Consider the following 17,467-nt stretch of genomic DNA (forward strand, 5'->3'; position numbering starts at 1 on the left):
AGACCGGATCAGCCCAAGGGGCGGGCTGAGGGCAGGCCGGCTGTGGTGATGTCCGGCTCCGTGGCGCGGTAGAATTCGCGGTAGCGGATGAAGGGGATGCGCGGGAAGGCGTGGTGCACGCCGTGATAGTTCTGCTGCATGTAGGCCCAGGTCACCAGCGTATCGAGCGCGCCGGGGAGCACGATGACACGGGTGTTTTCAAACCGGGCGCGGGCCTTATGCGGGGTGTGGACCACATAATCGAACAGGAAGCCCAAGGCCATGGCGGCAAGTGCTGCGGGGATCGCATAGCCGAACAGGGCGAGCTTCCAGTCGACGAACACGGCGACCGCGATGAGCGCTGCCGTTGAGATCAGCGTATCGCGCAGGCCGACCCAATAGGCGCGGCGCATGCGCTTGTCGTCCCAGTGGCGGCGGCAATAGATGAAATAGCCGTGGAAGATGCTGAGACAGCGCAAAAGCGTGGTGACGATGTTGCTGCCCTTTACCCAGTGGTCCGGGTCGTGGGCGGGGTCATTGGTGTTGCGGTGGTGGGTGAGATGGATCGTGCGGTGCATCTCATAGGAATGGCTGAGGAAGAAGGCCGACAGCATGCCGATGGCCTTGTTGATCCAGGCGAGATCCTGCCGGGTGCCGCTGATGTTCTGGTGCACCGCCTCGTGCAGGGCCGTGTAGCTGAGATAGACGCAGATGAAATTGACGAGGGCGACGGCCCAGAGCGGCATGAGCCCGAGCGCGCCCAGGGTCATGACGGCGATGATGATTGCCGCGCAGCCGAGCGACAGGGCAACCGTCTGCCAGACGATACCGCGGATCATGGCGGTGGCCGTTGCGGCCATGTCGTGTGAATGCGCGCGATGTTCCGGCAGCATGAGTGCCTCCCAAAATCCCGGCTCGATTTCTTCCTGATGCCCCGGCGGGCGGGGTGACGTAGCGCCTGGAAGGATATCTGGCGCGCGGGGCGTCGGGATCAAATTATTGTACGGAGTTTTACTACGCGATACAGGCCGTGTCATGGCCATTTCCGTTTGCCGACGGGGGCTTGGGGCCGCTAAGGACAAGGGGAACACAACAGCCGGGCTCAAGACCCGCACGCATTCCAGGGAGACTTCACGATGACCGACAGCATTCAGCCGCCGCAGTTTTCAACCGACCTGACGGGCCGGGTGGCGCTTGTCACCGGCACGACGTCAGGACTTGGCCGCCGCTTTGCGCAGGTACTGGCCCAGTGCGGCGCCAAGGTGGTGCTCACCGGGCGCCGGGTGGAACGGCTGGAAGAGGTGAAGGCGGAGATCGAAGGCCTGGGCGGAACGGCGATCGCGCTGCCCCTGGACATGACCGACGCGGATGCCATCAAGAAGGTGGTTGCGGATGCGGAAGCTGAGTTCGGCACCGTCGATATCCTCATCAACAATGCGGGCGTCCCGGACGCGCAGCGGGCGCACAAGATGGAGGTCGATCTCATCGACCGGGTGATCGACACCAATCTGCGCGGGCCCTACATCCTGGCGGCTGAAGTGGCCAAGCGGTTGATTGCGGAAAAGAAGCCGGGCCGGATCATCAATATCGCGTCGGTGGCGGCCTATCGCTATGACGGGCATGGGGCTGCGCTTTACTCGATCACCAAGCGGGCGATTGCGCGGATGTCCGAAGCGCTTGCGGTGGAGTGGGCGCGCTACCACATCAATGTGAACGGCATCGCGCCGGGGGCCTTCATGACCGAGATGCTGGAAGGCATGCTGGAGCGGATGGGGGATTTCTCCGAACGGTTCCCGCGCAAGCGGATCTGCACGGCGGAACAGATGGATTCAACGCTTCTGTTTCTGCTGTCGCCGTCCTCTGAATGCGTGACCGGCACGGTGATTACGGTGGATGACGGGCAGGGCGCGCGCTGAGGCGTGTTCGGCCTGAGGTGACAAGGGGGGCGCGTTGTGACGGCCATCAATGAAGATCAGAAGACGTTCTGGAACGGGCAGGGCGGCGAGACATGGGTCTCCGGCCAGGAGGAGATGGACCGCTTTCTTGCTCCGTTCTCGGATGAATTGATGGTGCATGCCGCGCCCCAAGCCGGAGAGCACGTCCTCGATATCGGCTGCGGGACCGGTGAGACATCGCTGCGGGCGGCAGAAGCTGTCGGTGCTGACGGTGCCGTGCACGGGGTGGATATTTCCGTGCCGATGCTGGAACTGGCCAAGGCGCGGGCGGCGGCAGCCGGTCTGTCCCAGGCGCGCTTCAGCGTCGGGGACGCGCAGTCCGACGCGCTGGGTGAGCCTGTTGATCTCGTGATCTCCCGCTTCGGGGTGATGTTCTTCGAGAACCCTGTGACCGCCTTTGGAAATATCCGCGCGCATGTGCGGCCGGGCGGGCGGATGGTGTTCGCCTGCTGGCAGCCGGTGCGGGAGAATGAGTGGGTGCATGTGGGTCTCGGCATTGCCAAGAAGCACGTGGAATTCCCACCGCCGCCGGACCCCTATGCGCCGGGGCCGTTTGCCTTTGCCGACATTGAGCGGACGCTGGGCCTGCTGACGGAGGCAGGCTGGCGGAATGCCAAGGCCAGCCCGTTTGCGGCCAAGCTCAACCAGGGCGAGACGGCGCGGGACGGGGCTGAGGGGCTGATGCTGCGCGGCCCGATTTCGCGGGCGCTGGCAGAGGCGAGCGAGGCGCAGAAGGCCGCCGTGCTGCATGATCTGACCGAGGCACTGGAGGCCAAGATCATTGACGGGGCGGTACGTCTGGATGCGGCAATCTGGATCGTTTCCGCCGACGCCTGACGGGTGCATGGTGGGGGCCTGCCAATGTGACCGGTGCTGCCGCGCCGGGAAAGGAGGCCCACATATGACCAGACCCGTGCCCGAAACCCATATCCGCAGCGCTGCAGAGCGCCGGGCGGATATTGAAGCCAAGGCCAGGCAGCTGGGGATCGACGACGCGTTCGTCGACCGGCTGGTCGAGACCTTTTATGGCCGCATCCGTGAGGACGCGACGCTGGGGCCGATCTTCAACAACGCGATTTCAGACTGGGATCCGCACCTGGCGACCATGAAGGATTTCTGGGCGTCGGTTGCATATAACGCCGGGCGCTATTCCGGCCGCCCGGTGCCGGCGCATCTTAAGCACAAGACCATCCGCAAGGAGCATTTCGCGGTGTGGCTGGGGCTGTTCCGGGAGGTGCTCGAGGAGATTTCCCCGTCGCCGCTGACGGTCGCCTATTTCATGGAGCGGGCGGAGCGCATTGCCCAGAGCCTGCAGCTGGCGATGTTCGGCCTGCCGGGGCTTGGGGAGAAAGCCCCCGCCGCCCGGCAGTAGACGGTGTAAGGGTCAGAGCCCGCCCAGGTCGCAGCCGCGCTCTTCGAGGATGGGCTTCATCTCGCGATAGGCGGGCATGTTCTTGTGCAGCGGGATCGACGGGTGCAGGTGGTGGATGATGTGATACTCCATCCCCAGTGCGCCGTAATTGCCGAGGAAGTACTTGAAGGCGCGGGTGTCCTTGTAGCGGCCGGTCTTGTCGCCGGGGTGGTGCGGGGCCCAGCTCAGCAGGAGCTGGATATAGGTAAGGCCGATATGGCGCGGCAGCCACCACAGGAGCAGTGCCTCCAGCGCGTAGCCGCTCCATGCCATGACGGCGAGAAAGCCCCAGTAGAACAGGTTGAGGGCCAGGGCCTCGAGCTTGGCGTCGGACGCGGCCTTGCCGCCGATGCGGTCCACCGCCTTGCCATAGGCGGCGTTGCCGCCCACCTTGTCGCGGTTGATCCGGCTACGGACGGAATTGAGAACCGACTTCCACCATGTCTCGGCGGTGACGCTGTAATCCGGGTCGAGCTCGGGATTGTTGGTGTGGGCGTGGTGCTCAAGGTGGGTGAGGCGACCGACCTTGTAGGGGAACACCAGGTGAATGGTGGAGACGTGGCCGACAAGCTCGTTGAGCCAGCGCAGCCTGCTGCCGGGGCGGGCGATGTTGCTGTGCTGGGCTTCGTGGGACGGCAGGTAGGACAGGGTGATCGACAGGGTGGCAAGCAGGAAGCCGGCCCAGAGCGGCAGCATGCCTGTGATCACCAGCGGCCAGAGGGCGACCCAGACGGCGAAATTGCCGAGGCCCCAGGCGACGATGCGCCAGGGCGTGCCGCCGATATATTTCTTGGCGATCTCGAACTCGAGCTTGCGCAGCTCGATGTCGCGTTCACGGGTGAGGGTCGTGCTCATAGCCAGCTCCCTTTCAGAACGGCGTAGGTGCCCCACGCGCCGCCAATGGCGAGGCCGAGGGTGATGGGTGCCAAGCCGAAGGGCCGGGTGATGTCCGCGGCCACCATCAGCTCGGCCAGGACCGGGGCCATAAAGGCGATGCCGAACAGGATGGGGCCGATGGCAAAGAGTGCTTTCAGTGTACTCTGGATGGCCGTTGGCATGGTTTCCTCCAGTGTCAGGCCCGCGTCTTGACGGGGGCGGGGCTTTGGGGGGCGATGACGATGTCGATCACTTCATCGCCGATTTCCTTTGGGGTGCGGCCGGCGAACAGGCGTCCGTCAAAGGGGTCGGCCAGAATTTGTGCCACGCCCTGGGCTGCGGCTGTGGAGAACAGGACCGCGGTCTCAGGCGAATGGCCTTGAAGCCATCCGGCGGCCTGGGCCTCGCGGGCTGCCTGCAGCAGGCGGGTCATGTAGTCAGTGTGGGCTTTCATCAGGGCCGCATTTGTCCGGGTGCGGACTTCCGGATGGCTCATGGCGCGGTAGTAGGCCGGATGCTCGAGCGCGAAGCCGACCAGCGCCTTGCCGATGGCGTTGTAGCGGCTCATGGGGTCGGCTCCCGCGGCCTCGGTTGCCGCGTCCAGCGCGGCGACCAAGAGGGAGAAGCTCTCGGTCGCAAGCGCCTCGATGATGGCCGTCTTGTCCTTGAAATGGCGGGCAGGCGCTGAATGGGAGACGCCCAGATCCCGGGCAATGGCGCGCAGGCTCAGCTTCTCGATCCCTTCGCGGGCGATGACTTCCGCCGCGCGGGCGAGGATCTGCTTGCGGAGATTGCCGTGGTGATAGGACATGGGGCCTCACGATATGTTGACGCTGACAACATGGAACGCGGACGCGATGTTGTCAATGCCTACATGTGTGAGGTCCGCATGGGCCGGGTGGGATGTGCGGAGGGGCTGCGGGGCTGCCTAGCGGGCGACGGGCCGGCCGGCCTGGAGAATGTGGGAGAAATTGGCGGCGGGGTCGCCGAGGACGCTGATGTCGTCGAGCGGGTTGCTGTGGGCGATGACAATGTCACCGGCGGCGCCCGGGGCGATGACGCCGATCTCACCCTCAAGGCGCATCAGCCGAGCATTGACCACATACATGGCGTGGAGGATCTCTGCCGGGCTCTGCGCTTCGGCGCGGATTAGGAACTCGCGGTTCTGCATGGGCTGGGTCTCACCGATCAGGTCGGTGCCGAAACCCATGGTGACGCCAGCGGCCTTCGCGGTTTCAAGCGAGGCGATGCCGGCCTCGGTGACAAGGCGGTTCTTGTCGATATTGGTCTGCGGCAGGCCAAGCTGCTTGCCCACCTCCTGCATGGCCACATAGGTGACGAGGGTGGGCACCAGCACCGCACCGGCGCGGGCCATGTCGGCGGCGCTGTCACTATCGAGCATGTTGCCGTGCTCGATAGAGTGGACGCCGTTGGCGACCGCCATGGAGATGGATTCAGGGATATAGGCGTGGGCGGCCACATAGGTACGGCGGTGGGCGGCCTCTTCCACCGCGGCGGCGATTTCAGCGGCCGTGTATTGCACGGAATCCAGCGGGTCTGACGGGGTGGCGACGCCGCCTGAGACGTGGATCTTGAGGAAGTCCACGCCGTCGCGGAGATTGTGGCGGGCGGCCTTGCGGACGGCTTCCGCGCCGTCGGCGACGATGCCGAAGGCGGTGTGGCGCATCTCGCAGGCGCAGGTGGGCACGTCGCGCGGGCCGCCTTCGGCGTCGGCATGGCCGCCTGTCTGCGACAGCATGCGGCCTGCATGGAAGATGCGCGGGCCGGGAATGGCGCCGGTGCGGATGGCCCGCATAAGGCCGCGCACATCGCCGCCGATGTCACGCACGGTGGTAAAGCCGCGGGCCAGGGTTTCGCGCGCCAGCCGGGCCATGGCGATGCCGTACTCCACCTCGGTCCAGACGGCGAGGCGGCTGAAATCCAGCGTGGCGAGGCGGAAATGCACATGGGCGTCGATCAGGCCGGGCAGCACGAACTGGCCGTCAGCGTCGATCACAAGGTCGGCGTCGGTTGCCGCGTCCGCATCCAGCCTTGCGATCCTGCCGTCCTCGATCAGCAGGTTGGTCTCGCCGCCCATGGTCATGGTCGCGGTATCGAGGACGTGGCCGTTGCGGATCAGGGTCTTCATGGGAGCGGCGCTCGCTTGATTGTGGCGGCAAGGCGGATTACCGCTTTGGGGAACGCGATTGTCCGCACCCTTCTTTCTCTAGTTGAAGACACACATGCCAACAAGTCTCGAAGCCCTGACCTCCACCGTCACCCGCGAGGGCGACGCCGCTACTTTCACCATCACCGATGACTGGCTGCAGGGGCGTGCAGCCTTTGGCGGCCTTGTGGCGGCGCTGGGGCTTCTGACCTCGCGGCACCTGGTGGACGGCTCACGGCGGCTGCGTGCGTTGCAGACGACGTTTCTCAGGCCTGCGGTGCCGGGGCCGCTGACATTCGAGCCGTCGCTTGAGCGGGACGGGCGCAATCTCACGCAGATGCGGGCCATCGGGTTCCAGGAGGGCAAGCGGGTGGCGACCACGCGGGCGATCTTCGGGCTGCCGCTTGATGTCGAGGACCGGCTGCCGCCGCCGGTGCGGCCGGACGCGCCGGGGCCGGAGACGATCGAGCCTGTGCCCTTTATCGAGGGGCTGATGCCGACCTTCGTGCAGCATTTCGACTTCCGCAAGGTGAGCGGCGGGGTGCCGTTTTCAGGCTCCACGGAAACCGAAAGCGTCAACTGGCTGCGGGCGAAGGACGGGCAGATCGGCGTCGAGGCGCTGAGCGTGATGTTTTCTGACGCCATTGCCCCGCCCGCCCTGGCCCTGATGCCCGGGCCCGCTAAATCAAGCACCACGGCGTGGTCCGTGTCGCTGCTGGAGCCCAAGGGGCCTGTGGATGAGAGCGGGTGGTGGATGATCCATGCGCGCCTCACCTATCTGCGCGGCGGCTATGGCCATCACACGACGACGCTATGGACGCCGGAAGGCGAGGTGGCCGCGCTGAGCGAACAGACGGTGGCCGTCTACCCGTAACCCGAAGGAGCATGCCCGATGAGCGACTTGCCACCCCTGCCGGACAAGAACTGGCTTCTGGCGCAGGTGGGGCCGTCGCGGGCTGCGTGGGACAGAGCACAGCGTCCGGCACGAATCGAGCCTGCGGGGCCGGGGGACGAATCCGTCTGGGATTATCCGCGGCCGCCGGAGCTGCGCCCGGCGCCGGGGCGGGTGCGGGTGGTGCATGGGGGCTGCGAGATTGCGTCGAGTGATCGCGCCTTACGGATGGTAGAGACGGCGGGGGCGCCGGTTTATCTGCTGCCGCCAGAGGATGTGCGGATGGACCTGCTTGTGCCCAATGACCATGTGACGGTGTGTGAGTGGAAGGGGGCGGCGGTTCACTTTGACTTGGTGATGCCGGGCGCGCGGGTGGCGGATGCAGCCTTCGCCTATCCGGACCCGCTGGATGATCTGGGACAGGGCTATGGGCGGATTGCCGGGTGGATCGCGTTCTATCCGGCGCGGGTGGACGCGTGTTTCGTCGGCGACGAGCAGGTCCGGCCGCAGCCGGGCGGTTATTACGCAGGCTGGGTGACGGATGCCATCAAGGGGCCAATCAAGGGTGATCCGGGTACGGAAGGCTGGTGATCACGCACCTGCGGGCCGTACCGGTATCTTGAGATAGGTGGTGCCGTTGGCACTCTCCGGCGGCAGGTGCCCGGCGCGGATATTGACCTGCACGGACGGCAGAAGAAGCTTCGGTGCGGGCAGGCCCCTGTCGCGGGCCGTGCGCATGTCAACGAACGACTCTTCCGCGACACCCTCATGCACATGGATGTTGCCCGCGCGCTGGGCGTCGACGGTGGTCTGCCAGGCATGGTCCGTGCGGCCCGTGTCAGGCAGGTAATCGTGGCAGACGAAGATGCGCGTGTCGCCGGGGAGGGCAAGCAGCCGCCGGATTGAGCGGTAGAGCGCGTGTGCGTCGCCGCCGGGGAAATCTGCACGGGCGGTGCCGTAGTCCGGCATGAACAGCGTGTCACCGACGAAGACGGCGTCGCCGATCAGATAGGAGACGCAGGCCGGGGTGTGGCCCGGCGTGTGGATGACGGATGCTTCAAGGGCCCCGATGTTGAATGTCTCGCCGTCGGTGAACAGGTGGTCGAACTCGGCCCCGGTGCGGCTCACATCGGGTGCATCGAAGATTGGGGCGAAGATGGTCTGCACATCGGTGATGTGTTCACCGATGCCGACGCGGGCCCCGGTCCTGTCCTTCAGATAGGGCGCGGCCGACAGGTGGTCTGCATGGGCATGGGTTTCGAGAATCCAGGTGATGTCGAGATTGCGCGCGCGGGCGGCGTCCAGCAGGGCGTCAGCGCTTGTCGTGTGGTAGCGGCCGCTGGCGTGGTCGTAGTCCAGCACCGGGTCGATGATGGCTGCGGCGCGGCGGGTGCCTGCGGGGCCCGGCTCGCTGACCAGATAGCTGACCGTGTTGGTGACCGGGTCGAAGAAGGCTTCGACATCGGGGCGGGGCGTGTCCGGTATTTGCGTCATGGGGATGTGCCTCCGGATGTGAGGGCGATGCGGTTGCTGCTTGACTCATATATTAGTTATCACTAAATTAGCAATATCTAATTTATGAGGATGCGATGAGCCAGGCAAAGACAATGCGCCGCCCGGATATCGGCGACGCGGCGCAGGACATGGCGGCCAAGGCCGCGGAGGCGGCGGCCTTCATCAAGACGGTGTCGAATGAAAAACGCCTGCTTGTCCTGTGCCGGCTGATCGAGGTGGGGGAAGCGCCCGTGGGGGCGCTGGCAGCCGATGTGGGGCTGTCGCAATCCGCCCTGTCCCAGCATCTCGCCCTGTTGCGGGACGAGGGGATGGTGGCGACCCGGCGGGAAGCGCAATCGGTGCTCTACCGCATCTCGGATGACCGCGTGGCGCGGCTCGTCCACCTGCTCCACGACATGTTCTGTGGTGACCGGACCTCCTGACGCCCTAACCCCTCCCTGTACGGAGTATCTGACATGAGCCTTCATCCCCTGACGCCTGAAGACGCCAAGCTGCGCATTGCCGGCGGGGCGCGCCTCGTTGATGTGCGCGAGCGCGACGAACATCTGCGCGAGCGGATCGCGGGCGCTGCCTGCGTGCCGGCGGCACGGGTGCCACAGGATCTCGATGCGGAAGGCAGCGAGATTATCTTCCATTGCCGCTCGGGCGCGCGGACGGCCGCGCATGCCCCGCAACTGGCGGGTGCCGCAGGCGGTACGGCCTATGTGCTGGCGGGCGGCATTGAGGCCTGGAAGAAGGCGGGCTTTGAAACCCAGCGCACACCAAAGGCACCGATCGAAATCATGCGCCAGGTGCAGATGACGGCCGGCGGGCTGGTGCTAGCCGGGGTGGTGCTTGGGGTCGCCGTCGCGCCGGAATTCTTCGCGCTGTCGGCTTTCGTGGGCGCGGGGCTGTTCTTTGCCGGTGCCACGGGCTGGTGCGGCATGGCGAAGCTGCTGGCGCTGATGCCGTGGAACCGCCAGCCGTCCCTGCTGGGATAGCGGCGCATGGACGCGCTGCTGGCCGATCCCGCCATGCTCGGCCTCGCCCTTGGGGCCGGGGCCCTTGTGGGGTTCGTGCTAGGGCTTGTGGGCGGTGGCGGATCGATCCTCGCCGTGCCGCTGCTGCTTTATGTCGTCGGTGTCGAAAGCCCGCATGTGGCCATCGGCACGGCGGCGGTGGGGGTGGCGGTCAATGCGCTGACAGGCCTTGCCGCCCATGCGCGGGCAGGCACGGTGAAGTGGCCCTGCGCCATGGTGTTCAGTGCCGCCGGTGTGCTGGGTGCGGTCGGCGGGTCGAGCCTCGGCAAGGCGGTGGACGGGGCGACGCTGATTGCGGCCTTCGGGGTAGCGATGATGCTGATCGGGGTCTGGACGCTGGTGCCCCGGGCCGGTGAGGACCGGCCGGACGTAAGGCTGACGCGGTCCTCGGCCGGTGAGTTGCTGCCGCGGCTCGTGCCATTCGGATTTCTGGCAGGCGGGGCGGCCGGGTTCTTCGGCATCGGCGGCGGCTTCCTGATCGCGCCGGGGCTGATGGCGGCGACGCGGATGCCGCTGCGCATGGCGGTGGGAACATCGCTGGTGGCGGTGCTGGCCTTCGGCGCCACGACGGCTGCGAATTACGCGGTGTCGTCGCTGGTCAACTGGCCGGTGGCTGCGGCGATGATCCTGGGCGGTGTGGCCGGCGGGGTGATCGGGCAGAAGGCATCAAGCGCTGCCGCCGCACGGCATGGGCTGCTGACCTATGTGTTCGCGGCCCTGGTCATCGGTGTCGGGGCCTACCTGGCCTGGACGGGGATTTAACGTCGTTCCGCACATAAAAACCCCCGGCTGTACTCGAGCCGGGGGTCGGGGGCTGCCGGTAGGGTCAGCTGACGGCTTCCTGCACGAGGCAGGATCGCCGGGGGGCGGCTTAAAGCCTGTGCAGCTTGACCGGCAGGGAGGTGTAGCCCTTCACGAAATTGGATTTTGTGAGGGTGGGATCGCCCATTGCCTCGATGCGCGAGAAGCGCTTGAGGATTTCTTCCCACAGGATGCGGAGCTGAAGCTCGCCGATGCGGTTGCCCATGCAGCGGTGGATGCCGAAGCCGAAGGACAGGTGGCGGCGGGCGTTCTTGCGGTCGATGATGATCCGGTCCGGGTCATCGAAGATGGCGGTATCGCGGTTGCCGGAGACGTACCACATCACCACCTTGTCGCCCTTGCGGATCTGCTTGCCGCCGAGCACCGCGTCTTCGAGCGCCGTGCGGCGCATATGGGCGAGCGGGGTCTGCCAGCGGATGATCTCGGCGACGGCGTTGTCGATCAGCTTCGGGTCGGCGACCATCTTGTCGAATTCATCCGGGAACAGATTGAACCCGAAGACACCGCCGGTCATGGAGTTGCGGGTGGTGTCGTTGCCGCCGACGATGAGCAGGGACAGATTGCCCAGGAACTCCTCCGGGGGCATGTTCGCCATGGCCGGGTGATGGGTCATCATGGTCAGCAGGTCGATATTGTCCGGCTTGTCCTTGCGGCTCTGCTGCAGGTCGGCGAAATAGGCCGCCATTTCCATCAGCTCTTCGATGCGCTGCTGCTGGCTTTCAACAACACCGGACCCGGGTTCGGCGGTGGACACGTCCGACCAGCGCACCAGCTTGTGGCGGTCCTCGAAGGGGAAGTCGAACATGGTGGCGAGCATCTGCGTCGTCAGTTCGATGGAGACGGTCGGCACCCAGTCAAATTCCTCGCCGACGGGCAGGCTGTCCAGCAGGTCTGAGGTCCGCTGGCGGATCAGCTTGCCGAAATGCTCAAGGTTCTTGGGGTCGGTGATGCCGTTCACGGACTTGCGCTGCTCGTCGTGGCGCGGCTGATCCATGGCGATGAAGTTCACCGCCTTGAAGTCATTGTCCGGATCATTCTGGATTGCGTCATCGATGATGATGCCGCCGAGATGGGCGTCGGACGAATAGACATGGTGGTTGGTGTCGACCGCCATGATGTCTTCGTAGCGGGTCACCGACCAATAGGCGCCATAGGGGCTCTCGGCGCAGTAATGCACCGGGTCCTCGGCGCGCATCTTGGCGAAGATCGGCAGGTACTCGTAATTCTCCCACAAGACCGGATCAGCAACGTTGGTCTTGGGCGTGAGATCGCGCGTTGTCGGCGGCGTCTGCTTGAAAGCCTGGCTCATGGGCTCGTGTCCCCTCCCGTGGACATTGGAATGGCCCTTCTTGTCATGGGCCGTCGTCGCCGGGCCGCCTTTGGCGTGCTCCGGATATATGCGTAGCTTAACTCCGCGTTTGCGGAGTTCGCAAGCGGTGTTTTCCCTACGTAAACTGCGGATTGCTGTTGATTTGGCCGGAGCGCGGTGCAAGTTCAGCGCAGATCCTCGCCATTCCAGCCCCCGGGAGACCCTGTCTTGAGCCTGCAAGAAAGCGCCTATGACGCCCTGTTCGGAGATGATGAGGGGCGGGTCTGCAAGGACATTCCCGAAAGCGCGTGCAACGCCCAGCCGGAGAACGTGTCCGCGCATCTGGTGAGCCTGGCAGCGACCAAGACGGGCGACGGGCTGGCGGACCCGAAGCTGATCCTTGCCTGGGTGCTCAACGCGCTGGGGGCACCGGCCTATCTGATCGGCCTCCTGGTGCCGATCCGCGAGGCGGGCGCGCTGGTGCCGCAGCTTTTTGCGGCGGGGGCGATCCGCAGCCTGCCGGTGCGCAAATGGGCATGGGCGATTGCCAGCCTCGTGCAGGGGCTGTGCGTCGGAGGCATGGGCGCGGCAGTGCTCATTTTCGACGGGACCGAGGCGGGCTGGGCGATTGTCGGCCTGCTGACGGTCTTCGCGCTGGCGCGGTCGGTGGCGTCGGTCTCCTACAAGGACGTGCTGGGCAAGACGGTATCCAAGTCCAAGCGCGGCACCACCACGGGTACGGCGGACACGGTGGCGGCCATCGCTGTGCTGGCGTTCGGGCTGGCGCTCACCTTCAACATCATTGAACGCTCGGTTGAGGTGGTGTCGGCGGCGTTGTTCCTGGGAGCTGCGTGCTGGATCGTTGCATCTGTCGTTTTTTCCACGCTCAAGGAAGTGCCGGGGGCGACCGAGGGCGGCGGCAACGCCTTCCAGACGGCGCGGGACCAATTCTCCCTGCTGCGGGAGGACGGCCAGCTGCAGCGTTTCATCGCCACGCGCGGGCTCTTGATTGCCACCGGGCTGGCACCGCCCTATCTGGTGACCATCGCGGCGCAATCGAGCGGCACGGTGCTGACGCAGCTCGGGCCGTTCATCGTGGCCTCGGGGCTAGCCTCGGCGGTGAGTTCGTTCTTCTGGGGGCGGCTGTCGGACCGGTCGTCGCGGCGGGTGCTGATCTATTCGGCGCTGATGGGGGCGGCGGCGCTGGCGGTGGCGGTGCTTGTGACCTTCACCGTGCCTGCAAGCCTGATGGCCTATGTGATGTCGGCGGTGCTCTTCATGCTGATGATTGCCTATAAGGGCGTGCGGCTGGGGCGCTCCACCCACATCGTGGACATGGGGGACCAGGACACACGGGCGGCCTATACGGCGCTGTCGAACACGGCGGTGGGGGCGCTGCTGCTGGGGGCTGCGGGCTTCGGCGCACTGGCGTCGCTGGCTGGCACCTGGGTCGTTATTGCTGTATTCGCAGGCATGTGCGTGGCGGCCGCCGTGGTCGCCCGCGGGCTTGACGAGGTACAGCAGGATGGCGCGTGACCCGGGCATTGCGGCCAATGGCGCGGATAACGGCACCCGCAACGGGACAGGTAACGGATCCGGCGACTGGACGCCGCCAACGGACCTAACCGAACGGATCAAGCAGGCACTGGTGCCGCCGGCGGTGGATATCCGCCGCCGCGTCAACCGGGAGCTGCGCAAGGGCGAGGCGGAGTTCGCGCTGGTGCCGCATCTGTGCGCCGCAGACAAGGACGCGATTGATATCGGTGCCAATCGCGGCGTCTATACGTGGTGGATGGCGCGCTCGGCGCGGCATGTGCACGCGTTTGAGCCGAACCCGAAGATGCTGGGCATCCTCAACCGGGTGCTTCCGGGCAATGCGACGAGCTACGGCGTCGGCCTGTCGGACGCGCCGGGGGACGCGACCATGTTCATCCCGCAGCGGCGCAAGGGCTACTCCAACCAGGGCGGCTCGCTGTCCGAGCGCAAGGCGGAGATCCCGCATGGGGAAGTGCGCGTGGAGACGCGGACGCTCGACAGCTACAATTTCACCAATATCGGCTTCATCAAGATCGACGTGGAAGGTTTCGAGGCCCCGGTGCTGAAGGGCGCGCAGGAGACGCTTGCGCGCGAGCGGCCCAACCTGCTGATCGAGCTAGAAGAGGCGCATACAGGCACGCCGATTGAAGCGATGCTGGCCGACATCGAGGCGATGGGCTATCGCGGCCTGTTCATGCGGCGGGGGCAGCTCACCTCGCTAGAGCGGTTCGACCCCGAGGCGCATCACCGCAATACGGGCGGGCGGGCCGATTATGTGTTCAATTTCATCTTCCTGCCGGTGGGCTGAGGGCACCAAGTGCCTCTCCGACAAGGCGTTTACCGCGTCGGGCGCAAAATAGGTGCAGGGGGCTGCGAATATGCTAAGAGGCGCTATCTGCGTCTTGTTTAGGGAGCCCGGTATCCGTGGCCGACACGCCTGAAAGCCTCGCCATTTCGGCCGTTGTGCCGGTGAAGAACGAGGCGGACAACATCCTGCCGCTTGTGACCGAAATCGATGCCGCGCTGAAGGAGATCGGTGCGCCCTACGAGATCGTCTATGTGAATGACGGCTCGGACGACGCAACGCCGCAGCGGCTGAAGGATGCCCAGGCGGCGTTTCCGGCGCTGCGCATCGTCACCCACTCCAATTCCTGCGGCCAGAGCCGGGCGGTGGCGACGGGTGTGAAACATGCGCGCGGACGGATGATCGTGACGCTGGACGGCGACGGGCAGAACGTGCCCGGCGACATTCCCGGCATGTGGGCCAAGCTAGAGGGGGCTGACGACCTGATGGTGGCCGGCCGCCGGATGAAGCGGCGCGATGTCTGGATCAAGCGGGTGTCGTCGCGGTGGGCGAACCGCATCCGCGCCCGCCTGCTGCAGGACGATACGCCGGATACGGGCTGCGGGCTCAAGCTGTTTCCGCGGCATGCGTTTTTGGAGCTGCCCTATTTCAATCACATGCACCGCTTCCTGCCGGCGCTGATGCAGCGGCACGGCTACCGGGTGACCAATCATGATGTGCAGCACCGCTTCCGCGAGCACGGCACGTCGAAATACGGCACGCTGGACCGGCTGGCGGTGAGTATCTTCGATATCTTCGGTGTCATGTGGCTGCAGCGGCGGATGTCGCGGCCCGACAGCATTCACGTCGAATAGCCGGAGGGTCGGGCATGCCGCTGGCGGAACGCATCAAGGCGCGGTTGCGGTCGCTCGATAGCCGGGCCGTCTTCATGATCGGCATCGCGTTCTTTGCCTTCGGCACGGCGCTGACGCTGATCCTGTTCGGCAGCGCGTGGCTGGCGGTGGAGGGCGAGGGCGACGTGGCGGCGATGCTGGCCGCGGTCGATGACCCGGTGCTGGCGCCGCTGGCGGTCATTCTTGTGTATGTGGGGCTGGGGGCGCTGGGGGCGCCGCAATTCCTGCTGCAGGCAGCGGCGATCGTCGTGTTCGGGCCGTGGCTCGGCTTTGCCTATGCGTGGGGCGCGACCATGGTGAGCTCGTCGGTGTTCTACTGGGCGGGGTTCATCTCCGGCGCGCAGGCGCTGCGGCGGTTTGCCGGGGTGCGCGTGAATTCCATCAGCGAAGCGCTGGGGCGGCACGGCATCCTGGCGACAGCGGTGAGCCGGGTGGTGCCGACCATGCCGTTCGTCATTCTCAACATGGCGTTTGGTGCCAGCCACGTGAATTTCGTGCAGTTCCTGATCGGGACCGGGCTCGGCACCATCCCCAAGGTGGCGGTGGTGGCCTATGTGGGCGCGAGCCTCGGAGACTTCCTCGCCAGCCGCGACCCGATGGACCTGGCGCTGATGGCGGTGATCCTGCTCTTGTGGATCGGTTTTGCCTGGTGGCTGCGCCGGGTGATGAAGCGGTCCGGCTGGCAGAAGGCCGTGGAGGACGCGGTGGAGACACCGGAAGAGGCACAGGCGGACGCGAAATAGCGTTGGCGTCCTGGGTCTGATCCGCAGCACGGCTCCTATCCCACTTTGTATCTCTCCGGTTTGACCGGAGGGTCTCCTCTCGTCGCTTCTTGCCGTAGCGATTGTGGAGGCGGCACGGCTTGAACCGCGTGTGATGTTGCCAACAGCCACAGCGAGTGGGCCCTCCGGTCAAGCCGGAGGGATACGGAGTTGGGTGCGGTGTTCGATTTTCACTTTGCCCCTCTCCCCTTGCGGGAGAGGGAGGGGCCCGCGCGCGTTAAGCGTGTGGGAGGGTGAGGGGGCGGCAGCGGTGGTGATTGAACTCTGACGGTGTCGTGGTGGGGAGGGTCATCCCCCTCACCCGGTGCTGCGCATCGACCTCTCCCGCAAGGGGAGAGGTGACTTTCCTCGGGCGTTGGGAGTTCTATTCCGCCGCGTGGGAGGCGACCTGCGGGGTGCTCTCGGGCTTCACTTCGGGGGCTGCGGTGTGGGCGGCCATGGGCTTCATGCCGAGGCGGCGGAGCAGGGTCTTGTCGTGGTCCTCGCCGGGATTGTCCGTGGTCAGAAGTTTGTCGCCCACGAAGATCGAGTTGGCGCCGGCGAGGAAGCAGAGGGCCTGAAGCTCGTCGGACATGTGCTCGCGGCCGGCGGACAGACGCACCATGGAGGCGGGCATCATGATCTTGGCAACCGCGATGGCGCGGACGAATTCGAGCGGGTCGAGGTCTTCCACCTCGCCGAGGGGGGTGCCGCCGACCTTCATCAGGGAATTGATGGGCACGCTCTCCGGATGCTCGTCGAGATTGGCGAGTTCCATCAGCATGTCGGCGCGGTCCTTCTGCTGCTCGCCCATGCCGATAATGCCGCCGGAGCAGACATGGATGCCCGCCTCGCGCACATGGGACAGGGTGTCGATGCGGTCATCGAAGGTGCGGGTGGTGATGATGTCGGTGTAGTAGTCGCGGCCGGTGTCGATGTTGTGGTTGTAGTAATCAAGGCCCGCCTCGCGCAGGCGCTTCGCCTGGACGGCGTCGAGCATGCCGAGGGTCACGCAGGCTTCCATGCCCATCTCCTTGACGCCTTCGATCATGGCACAGACGGCATCAAGGTCGCGGTCCTTGGGCGAGCGCCAGGCAGCGCCCATGCAGTAACGGGTGGCGCCGCGCTCCTTGGCCTTGCGCGCCTCAGTGAGCACCTTTTCGACTTCCATCAGCTTGGAGGCCTTGAGGCCCGTTTCGAACTTGGCGGACTGGGAGCAATAGCCGCAATCCTCCGGGCAGCCGCCGGTTTTGATCGACAGGAGCTCGGACTGCTGGACCTCGTTGGGGTCGAAATAGCGGCGATGGGCGGTCTGGGCCTCGAAGAGCAGGTCGTTGAACGGCTTGTCGAACAAGGCGAGGACCTCGTCGCGGGTCCAGTCGTGGCGGAGATCGGCACGCTGCTCGGCGTTCTGGTGGCTGCTCATTTCGGGGAACCTCTTAATCGGGTACGCGGGAATTGGCGGCCAGACTACCGGGACGGGCGCGCAAATGCGAGAGCCCTCAGGCGGGGGGCCTGAGGGCTCGT

At 65.7% G+C, this 17,467-nt stretch carries 20 protein-coding genes; 12 read left to right on the forward strand and 8 right to left on the reverse strand.

Annotated elements, in window-relative coordinates; translation table 11 throughout:
* Positions 1-8: 8 nt before the first annotated feature.
* Positions 9-872 (reverse strand): fatty acid desaturase family protein, encoded by an 864-nt coding sequence (locus tag HG718_RS13875; protein WP_160587194.1) that lies wholly within the window; start codon positions 870-872, stop codon positions 9-11.
* Between the two features lie 243 nt (positions 873-1,115).
* On the opposite strand from HG718_RS13875, the gene HG718_RS13880 reads away from it, so the two are divergent.
* The 3 genes from HG718_RS13880 (at position 1,116) to HG718_RS13890 (ending at position 3,306) form a co-directional block, all read left to right on the forward strand.
* Entirely contained in the window at positions 1,116-1,895 is a 780-nt protein-coding gene (locus HG718_RS13880; RefSeq protein WP_160587195.1) for an SDR family NAD(P)-dependent oxidoreductase, read from the forward strand.
* Positions 1,896-1,931: 36 nt separating this feature from the next.
* Positions 1,932-2,771, forward strand: coding sequence for a class I SAM-dependent methyltransferase (locus HG718_RS13885; RefSeq protein ID WP_160587196.1), 840 nt, complete (start codon positions 1,932-1,934; stop codon positions 2,769-2,771).
* A 64-nt stretch (positions 2,772-2,835) separates the two neighbouring features.
* A complete protein-coding gene (locus HG718_RS13890; RefSeq protein WP_160587197.1) occupies positions 2,836-3,306 on the forward strand; it encodes a group III truncated hemoglobin in 471 nt (156 codons plus the stop codon).
* A 12-nt stretch (positions 3,307-3,318) separates the two neighbouring features.
* Here the strand turns inward: HG718_RS13890 and HG718_RS13895 are convergent, their stop codons facing one another.
* The 4 genes from HG718_RS13895 to HG718_RS13910 form a co-directional block, all read right to left on the reverse strand.
* Positions 3,319-4,200 (reverse strand): fatty acid desaturase, encoded by an 882-nt coding sequence (locus HG718_RS13895; protein ID WP_160587198.1) that lies wholly within the window; start codon positions 4,198-4,200, stop codon positions 3,319-3,321.
* Positions 4,197-4,403, reverse strand: coding sequence for a hypothetical protein (locus HG718_RS13900; protein WP_036264256.1), 207 nt, complete (start codon positions 4,401-4,403; stop codon positions 4,197-4,199). The genes HG718_RS13895 and HG718_RS13900 overlap by 4 nt, the downstream gene beginning before the upstream one ends.
* 14 nt (positions 4,404-4,417) lie before the next feature.
* A complete protein-coding gene (locus tag HG718_RS13905; protein ID WP_160587199.1) occupies positions 4,418-5,032 on the reverse strand; it encodes a TetR/AcrR family transcriptional regulator in 615 nt (204 codons plus the stop codon).
* Between the two features lie 117 nt (positions 5,033-5,149).
* A complete protein-coding gene (locus HG718_RS13910) occupies positions 5,150-6,370 on the reverse strand; it encodes a metal-dependent hydrolase family protein (RefSeq protein WP_160587200.1) in 1,221 nt (406 codons plus the stop codon).
* A 94-nt stretch (positions 6,371-6,464) separates the two neighbouring features.
* Between HG718_RS13910 and HG718_RS13915 the strand changes: the two genes are divergently transcribed.
* Positions 6,465-7,262 carry an acyl-CoA thioesterase gene (locus tag HG718_RS13915; protein WP_160587201.1) on the forward strand — a complete coding sequence of 266 codons (798 nt, stop codon included), beginning with the start codon at positions 6,465-6,467 and terminating at the stop codon, positions 7,260-7,262.
* 18 nt (positions 7,263-7,280) lie between these two features.
* Positions 7,281-7,871, forward strand: a complete 591-nt coding sequence (locus tag HG718_RS13920) for a DUF427 domain-containing protein (RefSeq protein WP_160587202.1) — start codon at positions 7,281-7,283, stop codon at positions 7,869-7,871.
* Here the strand turns inward: HG718_RS13920 and HG718_RS13925 are convergent, their stop codons facing one another.
* Entirely contained in the window at positions 7,872-8,774 is a 903-nt protein-coding gene (locus tag HG718_RS13925; RefSeq protein WP_160587203.1) for an MBL fold metallo-hydrolase, read from the reverse strand.
* A 95-nt stretch (positions 8,775-8,869) separates the two neighbouring features.
* Here HG718_RS13925 and HG718_RS13930 point away from each other — a divergent pair, with 95 nt between their 5' ends.
* From HG718_RS13930 to HG718_RS13940, 3 genes are read left to right on the forward strand one after another with little or no spacing between them, the layout of a single operon-like run.
* Positions 8,870-9,217, forward strand: coding sequence for an ArsR/SmtB family transcription factor (locus tag HG718_RS13930; protein ID WP_244617637.1), 348 nt, complete (start codon positions 8,870-8,872; stop codon positions 9,215-9,217).
* A gap of 33 nt (positions 9,218-9,250) precedes the next feature.
* A complete protein-coding gene (locus HG718_RS13935) occupies positions 9,251-9,775 on the forward strand; it encodes a rhodanese family protein (RefSeq protein WP_160587204.1) in 525 nt (174 codons plus the stop codon).
* Between the two features lie 6 nt (positions 9,776-9,781).
* Positions 9,782-10,576, forward strand: a complete 795-nt coding sequence (locus HG718_RS13940) for a sulfite exporter TauE/SafE family protein (RefSeq protein WP_160587205.1) — start codon at positions 9,782-9,784, stop codon at positions 10,574-10,576.
* Between the two features lie 109 nt (positions 10,577-10,685).
* Here the strand turns inward: HG718_RS13940 and HG718_RS13945 are convergent, their stop codons facing one another.
* The gene (locus HG718_RS13945; protein WP_160587206.1) at positions 10,686-11,945 is read right to left on the reverse strand and encodes a cytochrome P450; all 1,260 of its coding nucleotides are present in this window, start codon (positions 11,943-11,945) and stop codon (positions 10,686-10,688) included.
* Between the two features lie 228 nt (positions 11,946-12,173).
* On the opposite strand from HG718_RS13945, the gene HG718_RS13950 reads away from it, so the two are divergent.
* From HG718_RS13950 to HG718_RS13965, 4 genes are all read left to right on the forward strand, one after another.
* A complete protein-coding gene (locus HG718_RS13950) occupies positions 12,174-13,481 on the forward strand; it encodes an MFS transporter (RefSeq protein WP_160587207.1) in 1,308 nt (435 codons plus the stop codon).
* Positions 13,471-14,289 carry an FkbM family methyltransferase gene (locus HG718_RS13955; RefSeq protein WP_160587208.1) on the forward strand — a complete coding sequence of 273 codons (819 nt, stop codon included), beginning with the start codon at positions 13,471-13,473 and terminating at the stop codon, positions 14,287-14,289. The genes HG718_RS13950 and HG718_RS13955 overlap by 11 nt, the downstream gene beginning before the upstream one ends.
* Positions 14,290-14,405: 116 nt before the next feature.
* The gene (locus HG718_RS13960) at positions 14,406-15,140 is read left to right on the forward strand and encodes a glycosyltransferase family 2 protein (protein WP_160587209.1); all 735 of its coding nucleotides are present in this window, start codon (positions 14,406-14,408) and stop codon (positions 15,138-15,140) included.
* 14 nt (positions 15,141-15,154) lie between these two features.
* The gene (locus HG718_RS13965; RefSeq protein ID WP_160587210.1) at positions 15,155-15,922 is read left to right on the forward strand and encodes a TVP38/TMEM64 family protein; all 768 of its coding nucleotides are present in this window, start codon (positions 15,155-15,157) and stop codon (positions 15,920-15,922) included.
* A 403-nt stretch (positions 15,923-16,325) separates the two neighbouring features.
* On the opposite strand, the gene bioB is transcribed toward HG718_RS13965, so the two are convergent.
* Entirely contained in the window at positions 16,326-17,366 is a 1,041-nt protein-coding gene (bioB, locus tag HG718_RS13970; protein ID WP_160587211.1) for a biotin synthase BioB, read from the reverse strand.
* Positions 17,367-17,467 lie beyond the last annotated feature (101 nt).

The sequence above is a fragment of the Pyruvatibacter mobilis genome (assembly GCF_012848855.1).
GTDB lineage: Bacteria > Pseudomonadota > Alphaproteobacteria > CGMCC-115125 > CGMCC-115125 > Pyruvatibacter > Pyruvatibacter mobilis.